At 74.2% G+C, this 26,117-nt stretch carries 22 protein-coding genes; 20 read left to right on the forward strand and 2 right to left on the reverse strand.

Going from position 1 to position 26,117, the window contains the following annotated elements:
• The first annotated feature begins 347 nt into the window (after positions 1–347).
• From AGRA3207_RS34570 to AGRA3207_RS34645, 17 genes are all read left to right on the forward strand, one after another.
• A complete protein-coding gene (locus tag AGRA3207_RS34570; RefSeq protein ID WP_476692285.1) occupies positions 348–2,057 on the forward strand; it encodes a peptidoglycan D,D-transpeptidase FtsI family protein in 1,710 nt (569 codons plus the stop codon).
• A gap of 80 nt (positions 2,058–2,137) precedes the next feature.
• Positions 2,138–3,721 (forward strand): UDP-N-acetylmuramoyl-L-alanyl-D-glutamate--2,6-diaminopimelate ligase, encoded by a 1,584-nt coding sequence (locus AGRA3207_RS34575; protein ID WP_231331426.1) that lies wholly within the window; start codon positions 2,138–2,140, stop codon positions 3,719–3,721.
• Positions 3,718–5,112 carry a UDP-N-acetylmuramoyl-tripeptide--D-alanyl-D-alanine ligase gene (locus AGRA3207_RS34580; protein WP_231331427.1) on the forward strand — a complete coding sequence of 465 codons (1,395 nt, stop codon included), beginning with the start codon at positions 3,718–3,720 and terminating at the stop codon, positions 5,110–5,112. The genes AGRA3207_RS34575 and AGRA3207_RS34580 overlap by 4 nt, the downstream gene beginning before the upstream one ends.
• Positions 5,109–6,170: a phospho-N-acetylmuramoyl-pentapeptide-transferase gene (mraY, locus tag AGRA3207_RS34585; protein ID WP_231331431.1), complete on the forward strand. Its 1,062-nt coding sequence runs from the start codon at positions 5,109–5,111 to the stop codon at positions 6,168–6,170. The genes AGRA3207_RS34580 and mraY overlap by 4 nt, the downstream gene beginning before the upstream one ends.
• The gene (gene murD, locus AGRA3207_RS34590; RefSeq protein ID WP_231331432.1) at positions 6,152–7,606 is read left to right on the forward strand and encodes a UDP-N-acetylmuramoyl-L-alanine--D-glutamate ligase; all 1,455 of its coding nucleotides are present in this window, start codon (positions 6,152–6,154) and stop codon (positions 7,604–7,606) included. Before mraY ends, murD begins: the two co-directional genes overlap by 19 nt.
• A 2-nt stretch (positions 7,607–7,608) precedes the next feature.
• Positions 7,609–8,865, forward strand: a complete 1,257-nt coding sequence (ftsW, locus tag AGRA3207_RS34595; protein WP_231331433.1) for a putative lipid II flippase FtsW — start codon at positions 7,609–7,611, stop codon at positions 8,863–8,865.
• A 105-nt stretch (positions 8,866–8,970) separates the two neighbouring features.
• Positions 8,971–10,071, forward strand: coding sequence for an undecaprenyldiphospho-muramoylpentapeptide beta-N-acetylglucosaminyltransferase (murG, locus tag AGRA3207_RS34600; protein WP_231331434.1), 1,101 nt, complete (start codon positions 8,971–8,973; stop codon positions 10,069–10,071).
• Positions 10,068–11,489, forward strand: a complete 1,422-nt coding sequence (gene murC / locus AGRA3207_RS34605; protein WP_231331435.1) for a UDP-N-acetylmuramate--L-alanine ligase — start codon at positions 10,068–10,070, stop codon at positions 11,487–11,489. The genes murG and murC overlap by 4 nt, the downstream gene beginning before the upstream one ends.
• Before the next feature lie 69 nt (positions 11,490–11,558).
• Positions 11,559–12,314 carry a cell division protein FtsQ/DivIB gene (locus tag AGRA3207_RS34610; protein WP_231331436.1) on the forward strand — a complete coding sequence of 252 codons (756 nt, stop codon included), beginning with the start codon at positions 11,559–11,561 and terminating at the stop codon, positions 12,312–12,314.
• Between the two features lie 428 nt (positions 12,315–12,742).
• Complete coding sequence (gene ftsZ, locus AGRA3207_RS34615; RefSeq protein WP_231331437.1) at positions 12,743–14,233, forward strand: cell division protein FtsZ; 1,491 nt, start codon at positions 12,743–12,745, stop codon at positions 14,231–14,233.
• Positions 14,230–14,970 carry a peptidoglycan editing factor PgeF gene (gene pgeF, locus AGRA3207_RS34620; RefSeq protein WP_420830827.1) on the forward strand — a complete coding sequence of 247 codons (741 nt, stop codon included), beginning with the start codon at positions 14,230–14,232 and terminating at the stop codon, positions 14,968–14,970. Before ftsZ ends, pgeF begins: the two co-directional genes overlap by 4 nt.
• A complete protein-coding gene (locus tag AGRA3207_RS40005) occupies positions 14,971–15,102 on the forward strand; it encodes a hypothetical protein (RefSeq protein WP_273699968.1) in 132 nt (43 codons plus the stop codon).
• On the forward strand, positions 15,099–15,839 hold the full coding sequence (locus AGRA3207_RS34625) for a YggS family pyridoxal phosphate-dependent enzyme (protein ID WP_231331439.1): 741 nt from the start codon (positions 15,099–15,101) through the stop codon (positions 15,837–15,839). The genes AGRA3207_RS40005 and AGRA3207_RS34625 overlap by 4 nt, the downstream gene beginning before the upstream one ends.
• A 97-nt stretch (positions 15,840–15,936) precedes the next feature.
• On the forward strand, positions 15,937–16,482 hold the full coding sequence (locus AGRA3207_RS34630) for a cell division protein SepF (RefSeq protein ID WP_231331441.1): 546 nt from the start codon (positions 15,937–15,939) through the stop codon (positions 16,480–16,482).
• A 21-nt stretch (positions 16,483–16,503) separates the two neighbouring features.
• A complete protein-coding gene (locus tag AGRA3207_RS34635; RefSeq protein ID WP_067462848.1) occupies positions 16,504–16,788 on the forward strand; it encodes a YggT family protein in 285 nt (94 codons plus the stop codon).
• 51 nt (positions 16,789–16,839) lie between these two features.
• Entirely contained in the window at positions 16,840–17,763 is a 924-nt protein-coding gene (locus tag AGRA3207_RS34640) for a DivIVA domain-containing protein (RefSeq protein WP_231331443.1), read from the forward strand.
• A gap of 139 nt (positions 17,764–17,902) precedes the next feature.
• On the forward strand, positions 17,903–19,141 hold the full coding sequence (locus AGRA3207_RS34645; protein WP_231331445.1) for a hypothetical protein: 1,239 nt from the start codon (positions 17,903–17,905) through the stop codon (positions 19,139–19,141).
• A 13-nt stretch (positions 19,142–19,154) separates the two neighbouring features.
• Here AGRA3207_RS34645 and AGRA3207_RS34650 read toward each other — a convergent pair whose 3' ends face one another.
• Together AGRA3207_RS34650 and ileS are read right to left on the reverse strand one after the other, a co-directional pair.
• Entirely contained in the window at positions 19,155–19,943 is a 789-nt protein-coding gene (locus tag AGRA3207_RS34650; protein WP_338028241.1) for a DUF1707 SHOCT-like domain-containing protein, read from the reverse strand.
• A 104-nt stretch (positions 19,944–20,047) separates the two neighbouring features.
• Positions 20,048–23,188, reverse strand: coding sequence for an isoleucine--tRNA ligase (ileS, locus tag AGRA3207_RS34655; protein ID WP_231336488.1), 3,141 nt, complete (start codon positions 23,186–23,188; stop codon positions 20,048–20,050).
• 852 nt (positions 23,189–24,040) lie between these two features.
• On the opposite strand from ileS, the gene AGRA3207_RS34660 reads away from it, so the two are divergent.
• The 3 genes from AGRA3207_RS34660 to AGRA3207_RS34670 all read left to right on the forward strand — a co-directional run bounded on the left by AGRA3207_RS34660 (position 24,041) and on the right by AGRA3207_RS34670 (position 26,102).
• Positions 24,041–24,421 carry a TraR/DksA family transcriptional regulator gene (locus AGRA3207_RS34660; RefSeq protein ID WP_231336489.1) on the forward strand — a complete coding sequence of 127 codons (381 nt, stop codon included), beginning with the start codon at positions 24,041–24,043 and terminating at the stop codon, positions 24,419–24,421.
• A 68-nt stretch (positions 24,422–24,489) separates the two neighbouring features.
• Positions 24,490–25,170, forward strand: a complete 681-nt coding sequence (lspA, locus tag AGRA3207_RS34665) for a signal peptidase II (RefSeq protein ID WP_231331446.1) — start codon at positions 24,490–24,492, stop codon at positions 25,168–25,170.
• Positions 25,170–26,102 (forward strand): RluA family pseudouridine synthase, encoded by a 933-nt coding sequence (locus AGRA3207_RS34670; RefSeq protein WP_231331447.1) that lies wholly within the window; start codon positions 25,170–25,172, stop codon positions 26,100–26,102. Before lspA ends, AGRA3207_RS34670 begins: the two co-directional genes overlap by 1 nt.
• Positions 26,103–26,117: the final 15 nt, after the last annotated feature.

Below are 26,117 nucleotides of genomic sequence, written 5' to 3' on the forward strand. Positions count from 1 at the left end.
GGGCGAAGCCGTCCGGTGCGAAGCCCGCCGAACCCAAACCCCCCGCGAAGGCCGAGTCGAAGCCCAAGCCGAAACCCAAACCGAAGCCGGGATCCAAGCCGGGACCCAAGCCCGGCTCCAAGTCCGGTGCCAAATCCGGCACCAGGACCGGTACGAGGTCGGAGGCCAGGCCGGGGTCCAGGGCCCCGGCGCGGGAGCCCGGGGCACGCCGGGAGGGCCCGCGCCAGGGCGGCGCCGGACGCCCGCCCCGTCCCGCCGCGGGCGCAGGCGCGGGCTCGGGACGGCGCCCTCCCGTCCGCAGGCCGCGCACCCGGACGCCGTTCCACCGCCGCGACCCGCTCAAGCGGCTGAACGTCGGCCTGCTCGTCGTGGCGTTCGTGCTGTCCCTGTTCGCCGGGCGCCTCGTCCAGCTCCAGACCATCGAGTCGGGCAAGTACACCGAGAAGGCGATGCGGCAGCGGCTCCAGCGGATCGACCTGCCGGCCGTCCGCGGCGGGATCACCGACGCGCAGGGCCACCCGCTCGCCATGACGGTGGAGGCCCGCGCGATCTTCGCCGACCCCTACGTCATCAGGCCGGAGCGGCGCCAGGCCGTCGTGAACGCGCTCGCCCCCACGCTCGGGCTGAACCCGGCCTCGGTGATGAAGGCCATCAGCAGGACCGGCACCCGGTTCGTGTACCTCGCGCACGGCGTCCGGCCCGACCAGGCGCGGCTCATCACGTCCTGGCGGCTCCTCGGCATCGGGACATTGCCGGAATACCGCCGCGAATACCCCAACAACGCGGTGGGTGCGGGCGTCATAGGGTTCGTGAACGGTGAAGGGCAGGGCGCCGCCGGGCTGGAGCACTCCATGAACGGCGTGCTCGCCGGGCGGGCCGGCTGGCAGCAGGTGGAGATCAGTCCTGAGGGCCAGCACATCCCCATGGGCGAGGACCAGCGGCGCCCGTCGGTGCCCGGCACCGGCGTCCGGCTCACGCTGATGCGCGACCTGCAGTTCGAGGCGCAGCGGGCGATCGAGAAGCAGGTCAGGGCCACCGGCGCGCGCGGCGGCACGGTGATCGTCATGGACCCGCGCGACGGCCGGCTCCTGGCGATGGCGTCCGCGCCCGGCTACGACCCCAACGACTACGGCCGCACCGACCCCGACCGGTGGGGCAGCCCCCTGGTGCAGGAGGCCTACGAGCCGGGCAGCACGGGCAAGGTCGTCACGGCCGCCGCCGCGATGGAGAAGGGCGGGATCCGGCCCGACACGACGTTCCTCGTCCCCGACCGGATCCGCAAGTACGACCAGGTCTTCCACGACTCGCACACCCACGCGCCCGAGCGGCTCACCTTCGCCGGGGTGCTCGCCAAGTCCAGCAACGTCGGCACCATCATGGCCAGCGAGCAGATCACCTCCCAGCAGCTCTACCAGACGCTGCGCGACTTCGGGTTCGGCCAGAAGACCGGCCTGCCGCTGCCGGGCGAGACGCCCGGGCTGCTCCAGCCGCCGTCCCGGTGGTCGGGCACCGACCGCTACCCGATCGCCTTCGGCCAGACCGTCTCGGTCAACGCCGTGCAGATGGCGAGCGTCTACGCGACCATCGCCAACGGCGGCGTGCGCGTCGCCCCCACCCTCGTCGCGGGCACGGTCGGCGAGAACGACCGCTTCACGCCCGCGCCCCCGCCCGAGCGCAAGCAGGTCATCAGCGCCGCCACGGCACGGCAGATCAGCGACATGCTGGAAGGCGTCACCACCGACGAGGGCACCGCGCCGAAGGCGCAGATCCCCGGCTACCGCGTGGCGGGCAAGACCGGCACCGCCGAGATCGTCAACCCGCGCTGCCGCTGCTACCGGGGCGGCGGGTACACCGCCTCCTTCGCCGGGTTCGCCCCGGCCGACGATCCCCAGCTCGTCGTCCAGGTCGTCCTGCAGGCCCCCAGGCGGGGCAGCCACTATGGTGGCGATGCGGCCGCGCCGGTCTTCAGGGACGTGATGGGCTTCGCCCTGCAGACCCAGAAGATCCCGCCGACGGGGAGCAGGCCGCCGATCGCCAAGATCTACGCCGGAGGCTGAGCCCAGCGAGTACCCTCCTCGCCGTGAGTTCACGACCCGTGTCCCCGCAGTCCCGTTCCGCTCGCAACGAAAGAAACGCCATGCGTCCCACCACCAATCCGGCCCGTCCGCTGACCGGGCTCGCGGCGCTTCTCGGCATCGAGCGGGGCGACGGCGGCGCAGGCCGGTCCGGCGGCGGGGGCGGCATCTGGGCCGGCATCGCCGCGACGGGGATCACGCACGACTCGCGCGCGGTGATGCCCGGCGACCTGTACGCCGCGCTGCCGGGAGCGCGCGCCCACGGCGCCCAGTTCTCCGCGCAGGCCGCGCAGGCCGGCGCGGTCGCGATCCTCACCGACCCGGACGGCTACGACGAGGCGGCCGCCACGGGGCTGCCGGTGCTCGCCGTGGCGGACGTCCGCGCCCGCCTCGGCGAGGCCGCCGCCTGGGTGTACGGGGAGCCCGCGCGCGACCTGCTGCTCATCGGCGCGACCGGCACCAGCGGCAAGACCACCACCGTGTTCCTGCTGGAGGCCGGGCTGCGCGCCGCGGGGATCGAGACGGGCCTCGTCGGCGGCGTCGAGATCCGGGTCGGCGACTCCCGCGTCGAGAGCTCGCTGACCACCCCCGAGTCCACCGACCTGCACGCGCTGTTCGCGATGATGCGCGAGCGCGGCGTCGGCGCCGCCGCGATGGAGGTCTCCAGCCACGCCCTCGCGCAGGGACGCGTCGGCGGCGCCCACTACGACGTCGCGATCTTCACGAACCTGTCCCAGGACCACCTCGACTACCACCCGACCATGGCGGACTACTTCGCCGCCAAGGCGAGGCTGTTCACGCCGGAGTACTCGCGGGTGGGCGTGGTCAACCTCGACGACCACTACGGGCGCAGGCTGCTGGAGACCGCCACCGTCCCGACCACGACGTTCTCGGCCACCGGCGACCCGGCGGCCGACTGGCGCGCCGAGGACGTGCGGATCGGCGCCGACGGGAGCGTCTTCCGCATCGTCGGGCCGGGCGGGATCGAGGCCGACGCCGCCGTCCAGCTCGCCGGGCCGTTCAACGTCGCCAACGCGCTCGCCGCGATCGTGGCGCTGGTGGAGGCGGGCATCCCGCTGCCCGCCGCGGTGCGCGGGGTCGGCTCGCTGCCGGGCGTCCCCGGACGGCTGGAGCGCGTCGACGAGGGCCAGGAGTTCGTCGCGCTCGTCGACTACTCCCACAAGCCCGGCGCGGTCGAGGCCGTCCTGACCGCGCTGCGCCGCGTCACCGAGGGCCGGCTGACGGTGGTGCTCGGCTGCGGCGGCGACCGCGACCGCGGCAAGCGCCCGCTGATGGGCGAGGCCGCGGCCCGGCTCGCCGACATGGCGTACTTCACCAACGACAACCCGAGGTCGGAGGACCCGCTGGCGATCCTCGCCGCTATGGTCGAGGGCGGGCTGAAGGTGCCGCAGGCGCAGCGGGCCGACATCGTCGTCGAACCCGACCGCGCCGCCGCCATCGCGCTGGCCGCGGGCCGGGCCCGGCGCGGCGACGTGCTGGTCATCGCCGGCAAGGGACACGAGCAGGGCCAGTACGCGGCGGGCGAGGTGCAGCCGTTCGACGACCGCGAGGTCCTCCGCGAGGCGCTGCGCCGCCGCGGCGGCCGCCAGGACGAGGGAACAAGAGGGGACGGGACGCGAGCGTGATCCCACTTCCGCTGTCGACGATCGCGGAGATGACGGGGGGCGCCCTCCACGGGCCCCCCGGCGCCGTGGTGAGCGGGCCCGTGGTCATCGACTCCCGGGCGGCAGGGCCCGGGACGCTGTTCGCGGCGCTGAAGGGCGACCGCGCCGACGGGCACGACTTCGTCCCCGGCGCGCTCGCCGCGGGCGCCGCCGGGGTGCTCGCGCAGCGCCCCGTGGACGGCCCGGCCGTGGTCGTCGCCGATGTCCGGGAGGCGCTCGGGCGGCTGGCCCGCGGCGTCCTCGGGCGGCTGCCGGACGTGACCGTCACCGCGGTCACCGGCTCGGCCGGCAAGACCTCCACCAAGGACCTCATCGCGCAGGTCGTGTCCCGCGCCGGGCCCGTGGTGTGGCCGCCCGGGTCCTTCAACAACGAGATCGGGCTGCCGCTCACCGTGCTGCGCGCCGACGAGGGCACCCGGCACCTGGTGCTGGAGATGGGCGCCCGGGGCATCGGCCACATCGCCTACCTGACCGGGATCGCCCGTCCCGACGTCGGCGTCGTGCTGAACGTCGGCACCGCCCATGTCGGCGAGTTCGGCAGCAGGGAGAACATCGCCCTGGCCAAGGGCGAGCTCGTCGAGGCCGTCCCGCCGGGCGGCACCGCCGTCCTCAACGCCGACGACCCGCTGGTGTCGGCCATGGCGTCCCGGACGCGGGGACGGGTCGTCACCTTCGGCCGCTCGCCGGAGGCGGCCGTCCGCGCCGTGGACGAGACGCTCGACGACCGGGGCCGCGCCCGGTTCACCCTCGTCACGCCCGAGGGCGCGGCGCCGGTCGCGCTGCGCCTGCACGGCGCGCACGCCGTCCCGAACGCGCTGGCCGCCGCCGCGGCCGCGCGCGCGGCGGGCCTCGCGCCGGACACGGTCGCGGACGCGCTGTCGGAGGCCCGGACCGCCAGCCGCTGGCGGATGGAGGTCACCGAGCGGGACGACGGCGTGACCGTCGTCAACGACGCCTACAACGCCAACCCCGACTCGACGCTCGCCGCGCTCGACACCCTCGGCCACCTCGCCCGGGGCCGGCGCGCGTTCGCGGTGCTGGGGGAGATGGCCGAACTGGGCGCCGCGTCTGTGGCGGAACATGCCAAGATCGGGCAGCATGTCGCGCGCAGCGGGTTCGCCGGCCTCATCGTCGTCGGCGCGAACGCGGCGCCGATGGCCGAAGGGGCCGGGCAGGTGGCGTCATGGACGGGAGAGTGCGTACAGGTGGATGACGTCGGCGCGGCCGTGACCGCGCTCAGCGAGCGGCTCCGGCCGCGGGACGTCGTGCTGGTGAAGGGCTCCCGCGTGGCCGGCCTGGAGCGGGTGGCCGAGGCGATCCTCGACGGCCGCGCCGGGGAGGCCGCCCGATGACCAACATCATCATCGCCGCCGGGGTGGCGCTGATCTTCGTCATGGTCGGCACCCCGGTGTGGATCCGGATCGTCAACCGGCTGGGCTACGGCCAGATGATCCGGGACGAGGGTCCCGAGGCGCACCTCACCAAGCGCGGCACCCCCACGATGGGCGGGACGGTCTTCATCGTCGGCTCGCTCGTCGGCTACGCCGCGGCGCACCTGTTCACCGGGAACGCCCCGACGGTCTCGGGCATCCTCGTGCTGTTCCTGATGACGGGCCTCGGCCTGGTCGGGTTCGTGGACGACTACATCAAGGTGTTCAAGCAGCGCAGCCTCGGCCTGCGCAGCGGCGCCAAGATGATCGGCATCGTCCTCGTCGGCGTGGTCTTCGCGGTCGCGTCGCTGAACTTCCCCAACGGCTACGACATCACCCCCGCCGACCCCCACCTGTCCTTCCTCCGCGACTTCGGCCCCTCGATCGGCCCGTACCTGTTCGTGGTGTGGGCGCTGCTGCTCATCGCCGCCATGTCCAACGGCGTGAACCTGACCGACGGCCTCGACGGCCTCGCGGCGGGTCCCGCCGGGATGGTGCTCGCCGCCTACGTGATCATCGGCAACTGGCAGCTGCGCAACAGCTGCTACGACTTCGCGCTGGCCCCCAACTGCTACAGCGTCCGCGACCCCCTGGACCTCGCGGTGGTCGCCGCGGCCGTGCTCGGCGGCGTGTTCGGCTTCCTGTGGTGGAACGCCCCGCCCGCCAAGATCTTCATGGGCGACACCGGCTCGCTGGCCCTCGGCGGCGTGCTGGTGGGCCTCGCGATCCTCACCCGCACCCAGTTCCTGCTCGCGATCCTCTGCGGGCTGATCGTGATGATCACCCTGTCGGTGATGATCCAGGTCGGCGGGTTCAAGCTGACCGGCAAACGCGTGTTCAAGATGGCGCCGCTGCAGCACCACTTCGAGCTGTCCGGCTGGGCCGAGACCACGATCGTCGTGCGCTTCTGGCTGATGTCGGCGCTGTTCGTCGCGATCGGCATCGGCCTGTTCTACCTGGAATGGATGCCCAAGAAGTGACCACCAGCCCCTGGGACGGCCTGGACGTCTGCGTCGCCGGCCTCGGCGTGTCGGGCCGCGCGGCGGCCCGGGCGCTCGCGGCGCGCGGCGCGCGCGTCACCCTCGTGGAGGCCCGCGACGACGACGAGTGGCGGCGGCACGCGGCCGGGCTCGCCGGGCACGGCGTCACCGTCCGGCTCGGCGACGGCGAGACCCTCCCCGAGGGCACCGCCCTGGTGGTGACCTCGCCCGGCTGGCGCCCGGACGCGCCGCTGCTCGCCGCGGCGGCCGCCGCGGGCGTCGAGATCATCGGCGAGGTCGAGCTGGCGTGGCGGCTGCGGCCCGCCCACGGGGCGGCGCCGTGGCTGGCCATCACCGGGACCGACGGCAAGACCACCGTCGTGCGGATGCTGGCGTGCATGCTCACCGCCGCGGGGCACCGTGCCCTCGCCGTCGGCAACGTCGGGACGCCGATCGTGGAGGCCGTCGCCGGCGACGGCGGAGGGGGCCCCGGTGACGCGCCCGAGCCCTACGACGTGCTGGCCGTGGAACTGTCGAGCTACCAGCTGCACTGGTCGAGCTCCCTCGCCCCGGCGGCGGCGGCCGTGCTGAACATCGCGCCCGACCACCTCGACTGGCACGGCTCCATGGACGCCTACGTCGCCGCCAAGGCCAAGATCTTCGCGCCGGGCGCCGTCGCGGTCTACAACGCCGACGACGCCACGTCCGCCGCGCTGGCGGAGAAGGCGGAGGGCGTGCCGCGGAGGGCGGGCTTCACCCTGCGGACGCCGCGTCCCGGGGAGCTGGGCGTCGTCGAGGACCTGCTGGTCGACCGGGCGTTCACCGCCGACCCGGCGCACGAGGCCGCCGAGCTGGCCGCGCTGGACGACGTCCGCCCGTTCGCGCCGCACAACGTCGCCAACGCGCTGGCGGCGGCGGGCCTCGCGCGGGCGTTCGGCGTGCCGCCCGAGGCCGTCCGGGAGGGGCTGCGGGCCTTCGTCCCCGACCCGCACCGCATCCAGCACGTCGCCGACGTCGCGGGCGTCTCCTACGTCAACGACTCCAAGGCGACGCAGCCGCACGCCGCCGCCGCGTCCCTGGCCGCCTACGAGCCGGTGGTGTGGATCGCGGGCGGCCTCCTCAAGGGCCTGGACGTCGACGACCTGGTGCGCTCCTGCGCCGGGCGGCTTCGCGGCGTGGTGCTCATGGGACGCGACCGGCACCGGATCGCCGCGGCACTCGCGCGACACGCCCCGGATGTCCCGGTCGTGGACGTCGCCGACACCGACACTGGGGCCATGGACCGCGTCGTCACCGAAGCCGCCGGGCTCGCCCGTCCCGGCGACACCGTGCTGCTCGCCCCCGTCGGGGCCTCCTTCGACATGTTCGCCAACTACCCGGCCCGCGGGGACGCCTTCATCGCCGCCGTCGAGCGGCTCGCCGGGGACGCGCGGTAGCGATGGCCGCCGTACCGGCGCAGGAGGAGGGCGGCGGGCGCGCCGGGCCGCGCGAGCAGGTGGCCGCCGCCGTCGGCCTGCTCGACCGCCCCCTCACCTCCTACTACCTGGTGCTGGGCTGCTCGGTGATGCTGCTGGCGCTCGGCCTGACGATGGTGCTGTCGGCGTCCAGCGTCAAGCAGCTCCAGGCGACCGGCTCGGCGTACACGCTGTTCCAGAAGCAGGCCATCTGGATGGCGATCGGGCTGCCCGGCATGTGGCTGGCGTCCCGGCTGCCCGTCAGGACGTTCCGCGCGCTGGCGTACCCGCTGCTGCTGCTGTCGGTCGTCGCGCTGGCGCTGGTGCTCATCCCCGGCCTCGGGCGCAGCGCGGGCGGCGCGACCCGCTGGATCAGCTTCGGGCCCTTCCAGCTCCAGCCCTCCGAGCCCGCCAAGCTCGCCCTGGTGCTGTGGGGCGCGGACCTGCTGGCCCGCAAGGAGCGGCTGGGGCAGCTCACCGAGTGGCGGCCGCTGCTCGTCCCGCTGCTGCCCGGGGCGGGGGTGCTGGTGCTGCTGGTGATGCTCGGCAACGACCTCGGCACCACGCTCGTCCTGCTGACGATCTTCCTGGCGCTGCTGTGGGTCGTCGGCGCCCCCGGGCGGCTGTTCCTCGGCATCGCCGGGCTGGTCTGCCTGCTGGTGTCGATCCTCATCATCGTCGAGCCGTACCGGATGCAGCGGCTCACCGGCTTCCTCGACCCCTCGGGCAACGAGCTGACCAGCAACTACCAGGGCATCCAGGGGCTGTTCGCGGTCGCCTCCGGCGGCCTGTTCGGCACCGGCCTCGGGGAGGGGCGCGCCAAATGGGACTACCTGCCGCACGCCGAGACCGACTTCATCTTCGCGATCGTGGGGGAGGAGTTCGGGCTCGTCGGCACGCTCGTCGTGCTCGGCCTGTTCGGGCTGCTCGCCTACGCCGGGCTGCGGATCGCCCGGCGCGTCAAGGACCCGTTCACCAGGCTCGCCGCCGCGGGCGCCACCGCCTGGCTGGTGGTGCAGGCCATCGTCAACATCGGCGCGGTGATCGGCGTGCTGCCGATCACCGGCATCCCGCTGCCGCTGGTGTCCTACGGAGGCTCGGCGCTGATCCCGACGCTCCTCGCGCTCGGGATGCTGCTCGCCTTCGCCAAACGCGAGCCGGGCGCGCGGCAGGCACTCTCCGCACGGGGTCCCGGACCGGTCGTGAGGGCTCTAAGCTGGCTGGGCCTGGCACGGCGTTGAAACCCCCCTCCGGGGTGCCGGCGGATCCGGCGCCCGCGAACGCCGTCCCGCGCCGCGGGGCGTGGCACCCGACAAGTCGAACACGCTGAGGAGTTGTCAACGAGCATGAGGGTTGTCCTGGCCGGCGGCGGCACCGCCGGACACATCGAGCCCGCGCTGGCCCTCGCCGACGCGCTGCGCCGCAACGACCCGAACGTCGGGATCACCTGCCTCGGGACGGAACGCGGCCTGGAGACCCGGCTCGTCCCGCAGCGGGGCTACGAACTCGCCCTGATCCCCCCGGTGCCGCTGCCGCGCACGCTGACCCCGCAGCTGCTGTCGGTCCCCGGCCGGCTGCGCGGCGCCATCAACGCGGCGGCCTCCGTCCTCGACCAGGCCAGGGCCGACGTCCTGGTGGGCTTCGGCGGCTACGTCGCCACCCCCGGCTACCTCGCCGCCCGCAAGCGCAAGGTGCCGATCATCGTGCACGAGGCCAACCCCAAGCCCGGCCTCGCCAACAAGCTCGGCGCCCGCTTCACCGACCACGTCGCGGTCTCCCACTCCGACTCGCCGCTGCCGAACGCCACGTTCGTCGGGATCCCGCTGCGCCGCGAGATCGCCGCGCTCGACCGGCTGGCGATGGGCGACAAGGCCCGGTCCTACTTCGGGCTGCTGCCCGACCTCCCCACGCTGCTGATCTTCGGCGGGTCGCAGGGCGCCCGGTCCCTCAACCAGGCCGCGGTCGCCGCCGCGCCCTACTTCCGGCAGGCGGGCATCCAGGTCCTGCACATCGTCGGGCCCAAGAACACCGAGGAGCCCGAGCCGGCCGCCGGCGGCCCCCAGTACGTCACCATCCCCTACTGCGACCGGATGGACCTCGCCTACGCCGCCGCGGACATGGCGATGTGCCGGGCCGGCGCGATGACCTGCGCCGAGCTCGCCGCGGTCGCCCTCCCGGCGGTGTACGTGCCGCTCCCGATCGGCAACGGCGAGCAGAAGCTCAACGCCGAGCCGATCGTCGCGGGCGGCGGCGGGATGCTGGTCGACAACGCCGAGCTGTCACCCGACTGGATCGCCCACAACCTGCTGCCCGTCCTGGCCGATCCGGGCCGGGTCGCGCACATGTCCGAGGCGGCCGGGCGGATGGGCCGGCGGGACGCCGACGTGGCGCTGGCGAAGATGGTCCATGACGTCGTGGGTGCCGCCGGCGCGGCCGGCGCCCGATGAGCCTGATCAGCCCCGGTGAGGTCGTCCCGGCCGGGGACCTCGGCCGGGTCCACTTCATCGCCATCGGCGGCGCCGGGATGTCCGGCATCGCGCGGATCATGCTGCGCCGCGGGATCGCCGTGTCGGGCAGCGACGCCCGCGACTCCGAGCTGCTCGGCCAGCTCGGCGACCTCGGCGCCAAGGTCTTCGTCGGGCACGACGCCGCGCACGTCGGCGACGCCGACACGGTCGTGGTCTCCACCGCGATCCGCGAGGGCAACCCCGAGCTGGTCGCCGCCCGCGAGCGCGGCCTGCGCATCCTGCACCGCTCCGCCGCGCTCGCCGCGCTCATGGCCGGGCGCCGGGCCGTCGCCGTCGCCGGCACCCACGGCAAGACCACCACCACCTCGATGCTGACGGTCGCGCTCCAGCACGCCGGGGCCGACCCGTCCTACTGCATCGGCGGCCAGCTCGTCACCACCGGGCTCGGCGCGGACGAGGGCCGGGGCGAGGTGTTCGTCGCCGAGGCCGACGAGAGCGACGGCTCGTTCCTCATGTACAGCCCGCACATCGCGGTCGTCACCAACGTCGAGGCCGACCACCTCGACAACTACGGCGGCTTCGAGATGGTCAAGGAGAACTTCGCGCGGTTCGTGGAACGTATCGAGCCGGGCGGCGCGCTGGTCGCGGGCGCCGACGACCCCGTCGCGATGGAGCTGGCCGCGCGGGCGCGGGCGCGGGGGCTGAACGTCCTGACCTACGGCGAGGCGGCCGGCGCCGACCTGCGGGTCACCGGCTTCACCCCGCGCGGCCTCGGGTCCCGCTTCGTGATCGAGGGCGTCGGCGAGGTGGCGCTGGCGGTCCCGGGCCGCCACAACGCGCTCAACGCCACCGCCGTGGTCGCCGTCGCGCAGGCCCTGCGGGTGGACGAGGAGGCCGTGCGGGTGGGGCTCGCCACGTTCGGCGGGGCGATGCGGCGGCTGGAGCCCAAGGGCGCGGCGGGCGGCGTCGAGGTGTTCGACAGCTACGCCCACCATCCGACGGAGCTGACCGCCGACCTGGAGGCGACCCGCGACTACCTCGGTGAGAAGACGGCCGCCGCCGGGGAGGGCGGACGCATCGTCGCGGTGTTCCAGCCGCACCTGTACAGCCGCACCCGCTTCTTCGCGGCGGAGTTCGGCGCGGCGCTCGGGCTCGCCGACGTCGCGGTCGTCCTGGACGTGTACGGCGCGCGCGAGGACCCCGAGCCCGGCGTGACGGGCGCGCTGGTCGCCGACGCCATCCCGGACGGGACGCGGGCCGTGTACACGCCCGTCCGCGACGAGGTGCCCGGCGTGGTCGCGGACCTGGCCCGGCCCGGCGACGTGGTCATCACCCTGGGCGCCGGCGACGTCACCCGGCTCGGTCCCCGGATCCTGGAGCGTCTCGCCGGGGCGTGACGCCCGGCCCAACACGCCGTGCCGCCCGCTATGGGCGGTCTTCGGGGGGATCACTGTCAAGCTGGGGTCATGACCGAGGCCGCGACGAGCCGGGCGGGGGACGCCGCCCCGCCCGCCCCGCCCGCCGGGCCTGTGCGGCGGCGGCGCCCGAGCCGGTGGAAGGCGGTGTTCGTCGCGCTGCTGGTGCTGGGCGTGCTCGGCGCCGTGACGTGGGTGCTGCTCGGCTCGCGGCTGCTGGTGGTCCGGCACGTCGAGGTGGCCGGCGCGGGCCTCGCGTCGCCCGACCGCGTCGTGGCCGCGGCCGGCATCCGGCTCGGCGTGCCGATGGTGCGGCTCGACACCGGCGAGGTCCGGGCGCGGGTCGAGGGGCTGCGGGAGGTCGAGTCGGCGAAGGTCGAGCGGCACTGGCCGGCGACCGTCCGGATCACCGTGCGCGAGCGCGTCCCGGTGGCCGCCGTGCTCCGCGCGGGGCGCTACCAGCGGATCGACCGGTACGGGGTGACCGTCGCCGACGGCGCGTCCCGCCCGGCGGGGCTGCCGACCCTGACCGTCGCGTCCGCCGGCCCGTCCGACCCGGCGACGCTCGCGGCCCTGAACGTGCTCACCGGCCTCCCGGAGCGGCTCCGGACGAGGCTGACGGACGTGACGGCGACCGGCCCCGGCGATGTCACCCTCCACCTGCGGGAAGGCCCGACGGTGGTGTGGGGGGCCCCGGAACGGGCACTCGAGAAGGTCCGGCTGCTGGAGGCGCTCCGGCGCACCGCGGCCGGACGCTCGGCGCGCACCATCGACGTGAGCTCACCCGAGGTCGTCACGACACGGTGAACCCGGCCGCGGTTCGGGGCCGGTGCGTGTGTCGCGGCGATTCCGGCCGCCCGATGGGGCACGCTGGATGTGGCGGGCGCGCTCGACGGGCGTCCCGCGGACGAGGAAGGGCGGACGGCACCATGGACGGTGGACGTTCCTCGGTCAACCAGGGCAACCAGGGCGACCCGGGTTCAGTGCGACACGCCGGTGGAGTTCGGGGGAGGTTAGTTGACCCTGGCGGTAAGGCCGCCCTACTGTCCGTATCAGTCCTCAGGTTGACATAACTGTAAGCCTCAAGTTGAGGGTGAGGGTTTGGAGGGCGGCCCGGCGTACCGGCCGGTTCCCGTCTCCGGCCCCGCCAGAAGTGCACACAGGTCAGGAACACCGCGGCGGCACGGTCGGCAGACCGGGCAGGGCGGTCGGATAGAGCGGAAAGGCCCCTCGTCGTGGCAGCACCGCAGAATTACCTCGCGGTCATCAAGGTCGTCGGGATCGGCGGCGGCGGCGTCAACGCCGTCAACCGGATGATCGAAGAGGGACTCAAGGGCGTCGAGTTCATCGCGATCAACACGGACGCCCAGGCGCTGCTGATGAGTGACGCCGACGTCAAGCTGGACGTGGGCCGCGAGCTCACCCGGGGACTCGGCGCCGGGGCGAACCCCGACGTCGGCCGCAAGGCCGCCGAGGACCACCGGGAGGAGATCGAGGAGGTCCTCAAGGGCGCCGACATGGTCTTCGTCACCGCGGGGGAGGGCGGCGGCACCGGCACCGGCGGCGCGCCCGTGGTGGCCAACATCGCGCGCTCGCTCGGGGCGCTGACGATCGGCGTGGTCACCCGCCCGTTCAGTTTCGAGGGCAAGCGCCGCGCGATGCAGGCCGAGGCCGGCATCGAGACGCTGCGCGACGAGGTCGACACCCTCATCGTGATCCCCAACGACCGGCTGCTGTCGATCTCCGACCGGCAGGTCAGCGTGCTGGACGCGTTCAAGGCGGCCGACCAGGTGCTGCTGTCCGGTGTCCAGGGCATCACCGACCTGATCACCACCCCGGGCCTGATCAACCTGGACTTCGCCGACGTCAAGTCCGTCATGTCCGGTGCCGGGTCGGCGCTGATGGGCATCGGCTCCGCGCGCGGCGACGACCGCAGCGTCGCGGCGGCGGAGATGGCCATCTCCAGCCCGCTGCTGGAGGCCAGCATCGACGGCGCGCACGGCGTGCTGCTGTCCATCTCCGGCGGCTCCGACCTCGGCCTGTTCGAGATCAACGAGGCGGCGCAGCTGGTCTCCAACGCCGCCGCGCCCGACGCCAACATCATCTTCGGCGCGGTCATCGACGACGCCCTCGGCGACGAGGTCCGGGTCACCGTGATCGCGGCGGGCTTCGACGAGGGGCGCCCGGCCAAGCCGTCGCCCGAGCCGGAGTCCCGCAGGCTGCCGCCGCCGCCCCGGCCCGCCCCGCCGCCCCCGCCCGCGCCGCAGAACCCGATCCCGAGCAGGGTCGGGCGGTCCGACGCGCCCGCCGTGCAGCCGGGGTCGCCGGGCGCGCAGCAGTCCGTCCCGCCGCAGCAGTCGGTGGCGCAGGCCGCCGCCGCCGCGCCGCACGCGTCCGCGACCTCGGCGCCCGCCGCGCCGCGGCCCGAGCCCGAGCGGCCCCGGCCGGGCGCCGGCGACGGGCGGGCCGCGGCGGCCGCGCACAACGAGCCCGCCCGCGCCGAGCCTCCGCCGGCCCCGCTCCCGGCCCCCGTTCCCGCCGACCGGGACGTCCCGCCGGGCGAGCCCGCCCCCCGGGCGCCCGCGCCGCGCCCGGTGGCCGAGCCGTCCCCCTCCCGCGTGCACGCCGGCGAGAACGACGGCGGCCCCGCCGCCACCGGGCAGCGCCGCCGCCCGGTGGTGTTCGACGAGGACGACGACCTCGACGTCCCCGACTTCCTGAAGTGATCCGGCACGACGTGATCACCGCCGTCGCCCTGGGCGCCGGCGCCGGCGCCGGGTTCACCGGCCGGGCCGGCGGAGTGAGCACCGCCCCCTACGACTCCCTGAACCTCGGCGGCGCGGTCGGCGACGACCCCGCGGCGGTCGGCGCCAACCGGCGGCACGCCGCCGCGGCCCTCGGCATCGACCCCGGCCGCACCGTCTGGATGCGGCAGGTGCACAGCGCCGACGTCGCCTTCGTCACCGCCCCCGCCCTCCCCGACCCCGTCGACGCGGTCGTCACCACCGTCCCCGGCCTCGCCCTCGCCGTCCTCGTCGCCGACTGCGCGCCCGTGCTGCTGGCCGACACCGCCGCCGGCGTCGTCGGCGCCGCCCACTCGGGCCGTCCCGGCACCGCCGCCGGGGTCGTCCCGGCGCTGCTGAAGGAGATGTGCGCGCGGGGCGCCGACCCCGCCCGGATCCGCGCGGCGATCGGCCCGGCCGCGTGCGGCGGCTGCTACGAGGTCCCCGAGGAGATGCGCGACGAGGTCGCCGCGGTCGTCCCCGCCGCGTACGCCACCACGTCCAGGGGCACCCCCGGGCTCGACATCCGCGCCGGGATCGTGGCGCAGCTCGCCGCCGGAGGCGTCGGCGACATCCGGGTCGACCCCCGCTGCACCATCGAGACCCGCGGCCTGTTCTCCTACCGCCGCGACGGCCGCACCGGCCGGTTCGCCGGATATGTCTGGCTCAAGGACGGCTGAGTGACCCCGACCGCACCGCCCCCGACCGTGCTCGTCCCGACCGCACTCGCCCCGGCCGTGCTCGTCCCGGCCGTTGCCGCCGCTCCGGCCGCCTTCGCCGCGCAGGCGCCCATGGTCCGGGAGGGCCGATGACCGGCCCGCGCCCGGCGGCGGTCCCGGACGGGCGCCGCGCCGAGCTGGCGGAGGGTCTCGCCGAGGTCCGGGCCCGCATCGCCGCCGCGTGCGACGCCGCCGGGCGCGACCCCGGCGACGTCACGCTGATCGCGGTGACGAAGACCTTCCCCGCGTCCGATGTGCGGCTGCTGGCCGGTCTCGGTCTCACCGAGGTCGGCGAGAACCGCGACCAGGAGGCGCGGCCGAAGGCCGAGGCGTGCGCGGACCTCCCGCTGACCTGGCATTTCGTCGGGCGGCTGCAGACCAACAAGGCCCGGGCGGTCGCCGGGTACGCGGACGTCGTCCACTCCGTCGACCGGGCAAGGCTCGTCACCGCGCTGTCGGACGCCGCCGGCCGTGCCGGGCGCACCCTGCGCTGTCTCGTCCAGGTCTCGCTCGACGAGCCGCCCCCGCAGGAGGGAGGGGGACGCGGCGGCGCGGCCCCGTCCGCCGTGCCGCGGCTCGCCGACGCCGTCGCGGGCGCGGCGCACCTGGAGCTCGGCGGGGTGATGGCGGTCGCGCCGCTCGGCGCCGACCCGCTGCCCGCCTTCGCCCGGCTCGCCGAGGTCGCCGAGGCCGTGCGCCGGGACCACCCGTCCGCGACCGTGCTGTCGGCCGGGATGAGCGGTGATCTGGAGGAGGCCGTCGCGTGCGGCGCGACACACCTGCGGGTCGGTACGGCGTTGCTCGGAGGCCGACGGGCAATCGTCAGGTAATGTCCCCCCAGTGGTACCTGCCGGAAAGCGGACCACGTAGACGGACCAGTCCAACGGCGGCCGGACGCGCCGGCCGCCGCGGCCACAGGAGGGGCGTATGGCCAGCGCGATGCGCAAGATGGCGGTGTACCTCGGCCTCGTGGAGGACGACCGCTACGACGACAAGTACGGCAAGTACGACGACTACGACGAGTACGAGGTCTACGACGAGGAGACCGACACCGGTCAGGGCCGCCGCCGCGAGGACGAATCCGGCGGTCAGCTTACCCGAGCCGAGGACGCGCCGGACCGCGATCGCGATCATCACGCCACGTCCACCGTCGAGCGACGCTCCGTGGCGCTCTACGAGTCCGGTACCACCGACCTTGCGCGTATCACTACGCTGCACCCTAGGACCTACAACGAGGCAAGGACCATCGGGGAGCACTTCCGTGAGGGAACGCCGGTGATCATGAACCTGACCGAGATGGTCGACAGCGACGCCAAGCGTCTGGTCGACTTCGCGGCAGGTCTCGTATTCGGCCTGCACGGGAGCATCGAGCGTGTTACCAACAAGGTGTTCCTCCTGTCGCCCGCCAACGTGGAGGTGACGGCGGAGGACAAGGCCCGGATGGCAGAACGAGGGTTCTTCAACCAAAGCTGACAGCCACAAGCGAGAGAGTCCGTGAACATCGTCGGAGACGTACTGCTGTACGTGTTGTACTTCTTCCTCCTCTTTCTCATCGGGAGGTTGATCCTCGAAGTCCTGCAGTCGTTCGCCCGGCAATGGAAGCCGACCGGGGTGGTGCTCGTGATCGCCGAGGCGACCTACACCATCACCGATCCGCCACTGAAACTGCTGAGGCGTTTCATCCCGCCCCTCCGGCTGGGTAACGTGGCGCTGGACCTGAGCTTCACCTTCCTCATCCTTGTGGTCTGGGTCATGATCATCTTCGTGCAGAGGCTCTGATCGGATACCGTCCTTTGGGGACAAGACTCCAAGCGCGCCAAGGAGACGAACATGCCGCTGACACCCGCCGATGTGCGGAACAAGCAGTTCAGTACCACCAGGCTGAGGCCGGGGTACGACGAGGAGGAGGTGGACGCCTTCCTCGACGAGGTCGAGGCCGAGCTGGACCGCCTCATCCAGGAGAACGAGGAGCTTCGGGCCAAGCTCGCCGAGTGCCTGCGCGGCAAGGTCCCCGCCATGGCGGCCCCGATCGTGGAGCCGAAGCCCGACGTCCAGAAGATCCCTGAGCCGCCGCGCCCGGAGCCGCAGCCGCAGCCCGAGCCGGAGCCCGTCATGGGCCTCGGCATGGCGCCCGCGCCCACCGGTGAGGACAACATGGACACCGCCGCGCGCGTCCTCGCGCTCGCGCAGCAGACCGCGGACCAGGCCATCGCCGACGCGCGCCGCGAGGCCGACGAGACGCTCGGCCGCGCCCGCCGGGAGGCCGAGGAGATCCTCGGCAAGGCGCGCCGCCAGGCCGACCAGATCGTCAGCGAGGCCCGCTCGCGCGCCGAGGCCCTGGACCGCGACGCCCAGGAGCGGCACCGCCAGGTCATGGGCTCGCTCGTGCAGCAGCGCGAGGAGCTCGAACGCGAGGTCGACAACCTGCGCGCGTTCGAGCGCGAGTACCGCAGCCGCCTGAAGGTGTACCTGGAGGGCCAGCTGCGCGACCTGGAGGCAGGCAGCACCGAGACCGGCGCGTTCGCCGCCGTCCCGGGAGCCGCCGCGCAGCAGGCCGCGCCCCAGGGCAGCCCGCAGACCGGCCCGCAGAGCGTCGTCCCCCACGCCGAGAACCGCAACGGCGCCGCCGGGGCCGCCCCGTCCGGCCCGTCGCCGTTCCCGCAGCCCGCCGAGCCGGCCCAGCAGATCCAGCACTCGGCGACCGGCGCGTTCCACTCGGGCGGCGGCGACAACCCGCCGCACGAGAGGCGCTGACGCCGCACCGCAGGCGATAGTGTCGTCCCGATCGCCGTGCCGGGGACGGCCGCGCCGCCGTCCCGGCGGCGCCGGCGGGTCGACCACCGGGTCTCGCACGTCCCGGAGCCGAGCGGTCTGAACGAGGGGAAGAGGCCCTGTGATCATCCTGAGTGGCGTTCTCGTGGTGGCGGCCATCGCCCTGCTGGTCGCGGGGATCGTCGCCGGCAACGGAGACAGCGCCCAGGTGTTCGGCCTGGACGCGCTGGTGGTGATCTACATATCGATCGCCGTCAGCATCGTGTCCGCGCTGTGCCTCGCCATCGGGGTGTTCCTGCGGCGCAAGGAGCTGTTCGGCCCGGGGGCGCCGCCCTCCGCCGGGAGGGCGAAGAGCCCCAAGCGCAAGCGCCCGGCTCCCCCCGTCCCGGCCAAGGGCGCCACACCGGCCGGGGACACCGTCCCGGCCAAGGGCACGCCGACCGTCCCATCGGCGGCCAGGACCAAGCCGGAGCCCGCCGACGACGAGGTGGAGATCCCCGCCCCGCCGGCCGACGTCCCCGAGGACGCGCTGGTGTTCGTCGTCCGCGGCCGCAAGCGGTACCACCTGGACACCTGCCGGCAGGTCGCCGGGCGCGACACCGAGGAGCTCACCTACGCCGAGGCCAAGGAGGAGGGGTTCAGCCCCTGTACCGCCTGCATGCCCGACACCGCACTGGCGGCGCGCGCCGCGGTGTCGTCCACCGCGCCGAAGACCGGCGCGGGCAAGGCGGAGCCTCCGAAGCCCGGCGGTGACCGCTCCGCGCCGTCCCGCGCGGAGGGCGGACAGGCGGGCCCGTCCCAGCCCGCCTCCGATCCGCTCGCCCCGTCCGGCGCCCCGCCGGCTGCGTCCGCCCCGTCCGTGCCGCCGCTCAGCCTCGACAAGCCGGCCGAGGCCCCCGGCGCCGAGCCGGAGCCCGGGCCCGCGGCCGACCGGCGCGAAGACCCCCTCACCGCCCCGCTGGGGCCCGTGCCCGCCGCGGCCGAGGCCCAGTCACCCCTCGCACCGGAACGTCCCGCTGGGAGCGTGTCCGCGGCGGAGGAGGCGACCGGGCCGACGGCGGAGGACCCCCTGAACGTCCACGGCACCGCGGCGCCCCGTCCGCGCGACGCCGGCGGGCAGGGTGACCGGCCCGCCGCGTCCCCGGAGGCGGAGCCCGCCGCCGAGGCGTCCGAGGACGAGGGCCCGCAGGTCCGGATCCTCAGCGGCACCAGGCGCTACCACCGGATCGACTGCGCGCTGATCGAGGACATCGGCGACGAGGCCGAGGACCTGGAGGCCCTGTCGCGCGCCGAGGCCATGGCCCGCGGCTGCACCCCCTGCCTGGTCTGCCAGCCCGACCGGGAGCACGCCCGCGACTGACCCCGCCCGCGGGTCAGTGGTCGCGGCGGCGCTCCGCGCGGAGGTCCCGGCGCCGGTCCCGGCGCTCCTCGCGATGGCGGAGGTGCTCCTCACGGAGGCGCATGTGCTCCTCGTGCCGCTCCAGATGCCGCTCGTGCCCCTCCAGATGCCGTTCGCGGGCGGAGCCGTGCCGGTCGCGCCGCCTGCGGGACTCGCCCGCCTCGCGCCGTTCCACCGACACGCCCCCGAAGGCGAGCATGCCGGTCAGGCGGATGACCGGGGCCTCGGGGTCGAGGACGTCGTCCTCGGGGGTGTCGGTCCCGCCGAAGACCGCGAACAGGGACGACATCACCCGCACGCCCGGCGGGACGATGATGTTCACCCCGCCGAAGAGGCAGGTGATGGTGACCGTCACCTCCCGGCGGCTCAGCACCGCCTGCCGGAAGTCCAGGTCCGCGCCGCCGAACACGCACGCGACGGTGGTGTGCTCCTCGACCAGCCAGCGTCCCTTGCGCTCCACCCCTGAGAACACCGCCGCCAGGGTGGACGACTGCGGGGGAGGGGGCGGGAGCGGCGCCTCCTTGCGCAGGTCCACGCGCGGCCTCGGCGCGTCCTGGCCCGGCAGGTCGCTGAGGACGGGCTCCAGGTCGGCGTAAGTCTTGGCGCTGTAGACGGCGTCGATGCGCTCCGCGTGCTCCTCCGGCGTGATGCGGCCCTCCGCGAGGGCCTCGCGGAGGCGGTCGGCGACCTGGTCGCGGTCGGCGTCCGACGCGCGCAGCCGCGCTGAGGGCGGGGAGCCGGGGGGCTGCTCGGGAAGATTCACCCACCCATCATCGCAAACGCGATGTGTCGCGAAAAACCCCTTCGGAGGAGTTTCGCGCAGGACGTGCCGTCCCCGCCCGGGACGGGGACGGCACGCCGGGGCGCTCAGACCTTGCGGAGCCAGTAGGAGAGCCCCAGCTCGTCGTCGCGGCCGGCCGTGAGGCCGCCGGGGCGGCCCTCGGTCACCGACGTGGCGAGCACCTCCGCCGCGACCTCGCCGCCGTGGGCGCGCAGCGCCTCGGCGAGGTCGTCGCCGGCGGCCTCCCACCACAGCTCGATGCGGTCGGTGACGTCGAGCCCGGCGGCCTTGCGGGCCTCCTGGACGAGGCGGACCGCCTCGCGCACCAGGCCCGCGCGGCGCAGCTCGGGCGTGACGGTGAGGTCGAGGGCGACGGTCTCGCCCGCGGCGCTCTCCACGGCCCACCCGCTGCGCGGCCGCTCGGTGACGATCACGTCGTCGGCCGACAGCCGGACGGTGCCGGGGCCGTCCGCGCCGAGCGCGGCCTCGACCTCGGCGGCGCCGTCCTCGCGCAGTGCGCGCACGAGGGCCGCGGGGTCGGCGGAGGTCACCGCCTTGGCGACCTTCGGGGTGTCCTTGGCGTACCGCTTGCCGAGCTCCCGGAAGTTCGGCTTGACCTCGTACTCGACGAGGTCGCCGCCGATCGACGACAGCTCCTCGAAGGCCAGGACGTTCAGCTCCTCGGAGATCTGGGCGCGCAGCTGCTCCGGCAGCGCCGTCCAGCCGGGCGCCCCGACGAGCGCGCGGCCGAGGGGCCGGCGGGTGCGGACGCCGCTGGCGGCACGGGCGGACCGGCCGAGCTCCACCAGGCGCCGGACGAGCGCCATCTGCGCGCCCAGGGCCTCGTCCAGGAGGTCCTCCCGGGCGGACGGCCAGTCGGCGAGGTGCACCGACTCCGGTCCGCCCTCGGGGCGGATGACGTCCCAGACGTGGTCGGTCACGAACGGGACCATCGGCGCCATCAGGCGGGTGAGGGTCTCCAGGCACTCGTAGAGCGTCGCGAACGCCGACGCGCCCGCGGGCGTCTCCGGGCCCTCCCAGAAGCGCCTGCGGGACCGGCGCACGTACCAGTTGGACAGGTCGTCGATGAACTCGGCCAGCCGCCGTCCCGCGCGCGCGGTGTCGTACTGCTCCAACGCGGCGTCCACCTCGCCGACGGTGCGGTGCAGCTCGGCCAGCGCCCACCGGTCGAGGAGCGGGCGGTCGGCGGGGGCGGGCGCCTCCGCCAGCCGGTCCGGCGTCCAGGCGCGCCCCTGCGACTCGGCGGCGTTGGCGTACAGCACGAAGAACGACGCGGTGTTCCAGTAGGTGAGGAGCACCTTGCGGACGATCTCCTCCAGCGCGGCGTGCCCGACGCGCCGCGACGCCCAGGGCAGCCCGCTGGCGAGCATGTACCAGCGGACCGCGTCGGCGCCGTGCTGGTCCATGAGCGGGATGGGGCGCAGGACGTTGCCGAGGTGCTTGCTCATCTTGCGGCCGTCCTCGGCGAGGATCAGCCCGAGGCACAGGACGTTCTCATAGGACGACCGGTCGAACACGAGCGTCCCGACGGCCATGAGTGAGTAGAACCACCCGCGGGTCTGGTCCTGGGCCTCGCAGATGTACTGGGCGGGGTAGGAGGTCTCGAAGACCTCCTTGTTGCGGTGTGGAGCACCCCACTGGGCGAACGGCATCGAGCCGGAGTCGTACCAGGCGTCGATGACGTCGGGTACGCGGCGGGCCTCGGCGCCGCAGCTCGGGCACGGGAAGGCGACGTCGTCGACGTACGGGCGGTGCGGGTCGAGCGCGGACATGTCCTTCCCGGCCAGCTCGCCCAGTTCCTTCAGGGAGCCGACACAGGTGATGTGGTCCTCGTCCTCGCCGCACACCCAGAGCGGCAGGGGCGTGCCCCAGTAGCGGCTGCGCGACAGCGACCAGTCGACGTTGTTGCGCAGCCACTCGCCGTACCGGCCGTGCTTGACCGTTTCGGGGAACCAGTTGGTCTTCTCGTTCTCCTCCAGCAGCCGGTCCTTGATCTGCGTGGTGCGGATGTACCAGGCGGGGAGCGCGTAGTACAGCAGCGGTGTGTGGCAGCGCCAGCAGTGCGGGTAGCTGTGGTCGAAGTGTCCGCCGCGGAACAGCAGCCCGCGCGCGCGCAGGTCGTCGGTCAGGGCCTCGTCGGCGTCCTTGAAGAACTTCCCGCCGACGAGCGGCACGTCGCGCAGGAACCGTCCGTCCGGCCCGATGGGGTTGACGATCGGCATCCCGTAGTTCTTGCAGACGGTCATGTCGTCCGCGCCGAACGCGGGCGCCTGGTGGACGAGGCCGGTGCCGTCCTCGACGGTGACGTAGTCGCCCAGGACCACGTAGTGCGCGTCGGGGATGTCGACCAGGTCGAACGGCCGTGTGTAGGTCGTGCGTTCCAGGTCGGCGCCCTGGAACGAGGCGAGCCGCTCGGCGTCCTCGCCGAGGACCTGGTCCAGCAGCGGCTCGGCGACCACGAGCACCTCGTCGGAGCCCGCCGGGCGGGCGGCGACGTAGGTGACGTCGGGGTGGACGGCCACGGCGGTGTTGGACACCAGCGTCCACGGGGTCGTCGTCCAGATGAGCAGGGCCGCGCCCATCTCGGCGAGCGGCCCGGACGTGGCGGGCATCCGCACGTACACCGACGGGCTGGTGACCGTCTCGTACCCGCCCGGCTGGCCCAGCTCGTGGTCGGACAGGCCCGTCCCGCAGCGCGGGCAGTACGGGGTGATGCGGAAGTCGCGGAACAGCAGGCCCTTGTCGAAGACCACCTTCAGGGACCACCACACGGCCTCGACGTACTCGGGGTCCATCGTGCGGTAGGCCTGGTCGGTGTCGACCCAGAAGCCCATCCGCTCGGACATCTCCTCGAAGGCGTCCACGTGGCGCAGGACCGACTCGCGGCAGCGGTCGTTGAACTCCGCTACGCCGTACTCCTCGATGTCCTTCTTGCCGGTGAGGCCGAGCTCCTTCTCCACGGCCACCTCGACGGGCAGCCCGTGGCAGTCCCAGCCCGCCTTGCGGGGGACGTGGTGGCCCTTCATGGTCTTGAAGCGCGGGAACACGTCCTTGAACACGCGGGCCTCGACGTGGTGGACGCCGGGCATGCCGTTGGCGGTGGGCGGCCCTTCGTAGAACACCCAGCGGGGACCGGACGCGGTGCGCTCCAGCGACCGCTCGAAGACCTTGCTCTCCCGCCAGCGGCGCAGCAGGTCCCGCTCCATGGCGGGCAGATCGACCTGCGCGGGCAGCGGCCGGAAACTACGGCGGCTCACTTGGGCGGACCTCCGGATCGACGTGGACTGTTCAGTGCAAGCGCTGCGCGTGGGACGCCGCGGACGGGCACTGCACGTGGACCGGAGGGACGAGACGCCTGCCCGGATGTCCGGACGGGCCCCCGCGGTACCACCCTCCTTGACCGCGCCGGGAGACGGCGCGGCCCGCTTCGTTCGAGTCTCGGCCACCGGGTCTACTGCGCCGCGGACGGGGTCCGGGGCGGTTCTTCCGGCGGCTCCGGGGTGATCAGGCCGCCGGGCTCGCCCCCGGGCTCGCACCGTCCCCGGGTCGCTCATGGCTGCGTGCGGCGGCAGGTGTCCCCTTCAGCGCCTGCCGTTCGACTGCTCCTGCCGACTTTAACGCACCGGACGCGGATCCACTTCCCGTTATCGCCGGGTCCGGGCCCCGGCGGGGCGGCCGGTGCCCGGTTCCTTTCCGAGATTCTGCGATCTGCGGGGTTTCTCGACGATCGGCTACCGGGCATAAGCGGTCGGTAACGACGCCAGGTCGTTTGCCGTGCCCGAGAAAGGGGACCTATGCTGCCCGCACTGCCTGTCGAGGCGATCAGCGCGAGGGAGGCCGACATGGCCGCCGCGGGGAGGGGCACGCCGCCCCCGGGGAAGAAGGCGAGGGGCACCAGGCCGTCCCAGGCGAAGAAGGCCGCCGCGAAGGCGCCCTCCACCCGCCCGGGGGGCGGGGAGGGCACGGCCCGGCCCGCCAAGCCCGTGTCCAAGCCCGGGGCGAAATCCGCCGCGAAGCGCGGCGCCGGGCAGGCGGCGAAGGCCGCCAAGGCGGCGAAGCTGCCGGTCCGCGAGGGCGAGGGCCACTGGACCGCGTCCGAGCTCGCCGAGGTGCGGGCGGGGCTGGAGGAGCAGATCGGCGCGCTGCGCAGGGAGATCGCCGCGTCCGCCAGCCAGATCGCCGAGGGCGACACCAGCGAGGGCGCCGGCGACGACCAGGCCGACGCCGGGGCCAAGACCTACGAGCGCGAGCACGAGCTCGCGCTGTCCTACAATTCGCAGGACCTGCTCGCCCAAATCGAGCGGGCCGTCCAGCGGATGGACGCCGGCACGTACGGGATCTGCGAGTCCTGCGCCAAGCCGATCGGGAAGGCGCGCCTCCAGGTCTTTCCGCGTGCCACCCTGTGTGTGTCATGCAAACAACGCGAGGAACGTCGCTGAGCGACTCAACGAACCCAGAGGGCGGGGCCGGGGAATCCACGGGATCTCCTCGGCCGCGCCGCGTCGGCGTGCTGATCATCGTGGCGCTGGCCGCGCTCGCCGCCGACATCCTGTCCAAGACGGCCGTCGTGGCCACGCTGCAGGACGAGGAGCCGATCGAGCTCCTCGGCGGCCTGCTCAAGCTCCGCGAGACCCGCAACAGCGGCGCGGCGTTCTCGATCGGCACCGGCTACACGATCGTGTTCACGCTGATCGCGTGCGGCGTGGTCGTGGCGATCCTGCGCACGGCCCGCAACCTGCGGAGCCTGCCGTGGGCGATCTGCCTCGGCCTGCTGCTCGGCGGCGCGATCGGCAACCTCATCGACCGGATCTTCCGCGCCCCGGCGCCGTTCAAGGGCCACGTCGTCGACTGGATCCAGGTGCCGCACTTCCCGGTGTTCAACATGGCCGACTCGGCGATCGTGTGCGGGGGCTTCCTGGCCGTCGCGCTCGCCGCCCGCGGTCTCCAGATCGACGGGACGCGCCTCACCGGGGACGGCGACCCCGATCCGGAGCCCGAGGAGCCCGCCTCCGGGGACGCCCCCGCCGAGGCCGCCGCCGATCCCCCCGCGAAGGACGCCGACGCCCCCGCCGTCCCTGCCGACGCCCCCGCTGATCCCCCTGCCGATGCCTCCGCGGACACCTCGGCCGAGGTGACCGCGAAGGACGCGGCGAAGGGTGCCCCTGAGGAGAGCGGGGAGAAGTCCTGATGGGCGAGGTCCGCGGCCTCCACGTCCCCGACGGCCTGGAGGGCGAGCGGATCGACGCCGCCCTCGCCCGGCTGTTCGGGCTCTCCCGGGGCGGCGCCGCCGACATCATCGCCGCGGGCGACGTCCTGCTGGACGGCGCCGAGGTGGCGACCAAGTCCGAGCGGCTGCACGCCGGCGCCTGGCTGGAGGTCACGCTCCCGCCGCCGCCCGCACCGCCCGCGCCGGTCGCCGAGCCCGTCCCCGGCATGGGCGTGCTGTACGAGGACGCCGACGTCGTCGTGGTCGACAAGCCGGTCGGCGTGGCCGCCCACCCCACCACCGGCTGGACGGGGCCGACCGTCCTCGGAGGGCTGCTGGGCGCCGGGCACACCATCGCCACCAGCGGCGCGTCCGAACGGCAGGGCATCGTGCACCGGCTCGACGCCAACACCACCGGCGCGATGGTCGTCGCCAAGAGCGAGATCGCCTACTCGCGGCTGAAGCGGGCCTTCAAGGAGCGCCGCGTCGACAAGCGCTACCAGGCGCTCGTCCAGGGGCACCCCGACCCCTTCCGCGGGACGGTGGACGCGCCGATCGACCGGCACCCGTCGGGCGACGGCCGGTTCGCCGTGGTGGCGGGCGGCAAGCCGTCGGTGACCCACTACGACACGGTGGAGGCGTTCCGGGCGGCCTCGCTGCTCGACATCGACCTGGAGACGGGGCGGACGCACCAGATCCGGGTGCACATGTCCGCGATCCGGCATCCGTGCGCCGGGGACATGGCCTACGGGGCCGACCCGACGCTCGCGGCGCGGCTGGGCCTGACACGCCAGTGGCTGCATGCGGCGCGGCTCGGATTCGAGCACCCCGCCACAGGCGACTGGGTCGAGTTCCGCAGCCCGTACCCGGACGACCTGGCACGCGCCCTGGAGATCGTCTCCGACGAGTCCTGACCCCACCAGGACGGG

This window comes from Actinomadura graeca, from assembly GCF_019175365.1.
GTDB classification, from domain to species: domain Bacteria; phylum Actinomycetota; class Actinomycetes; order Streptosporangiales; family Streptosporangiaceae; genus Spirillospora; species Spirillospora graeca.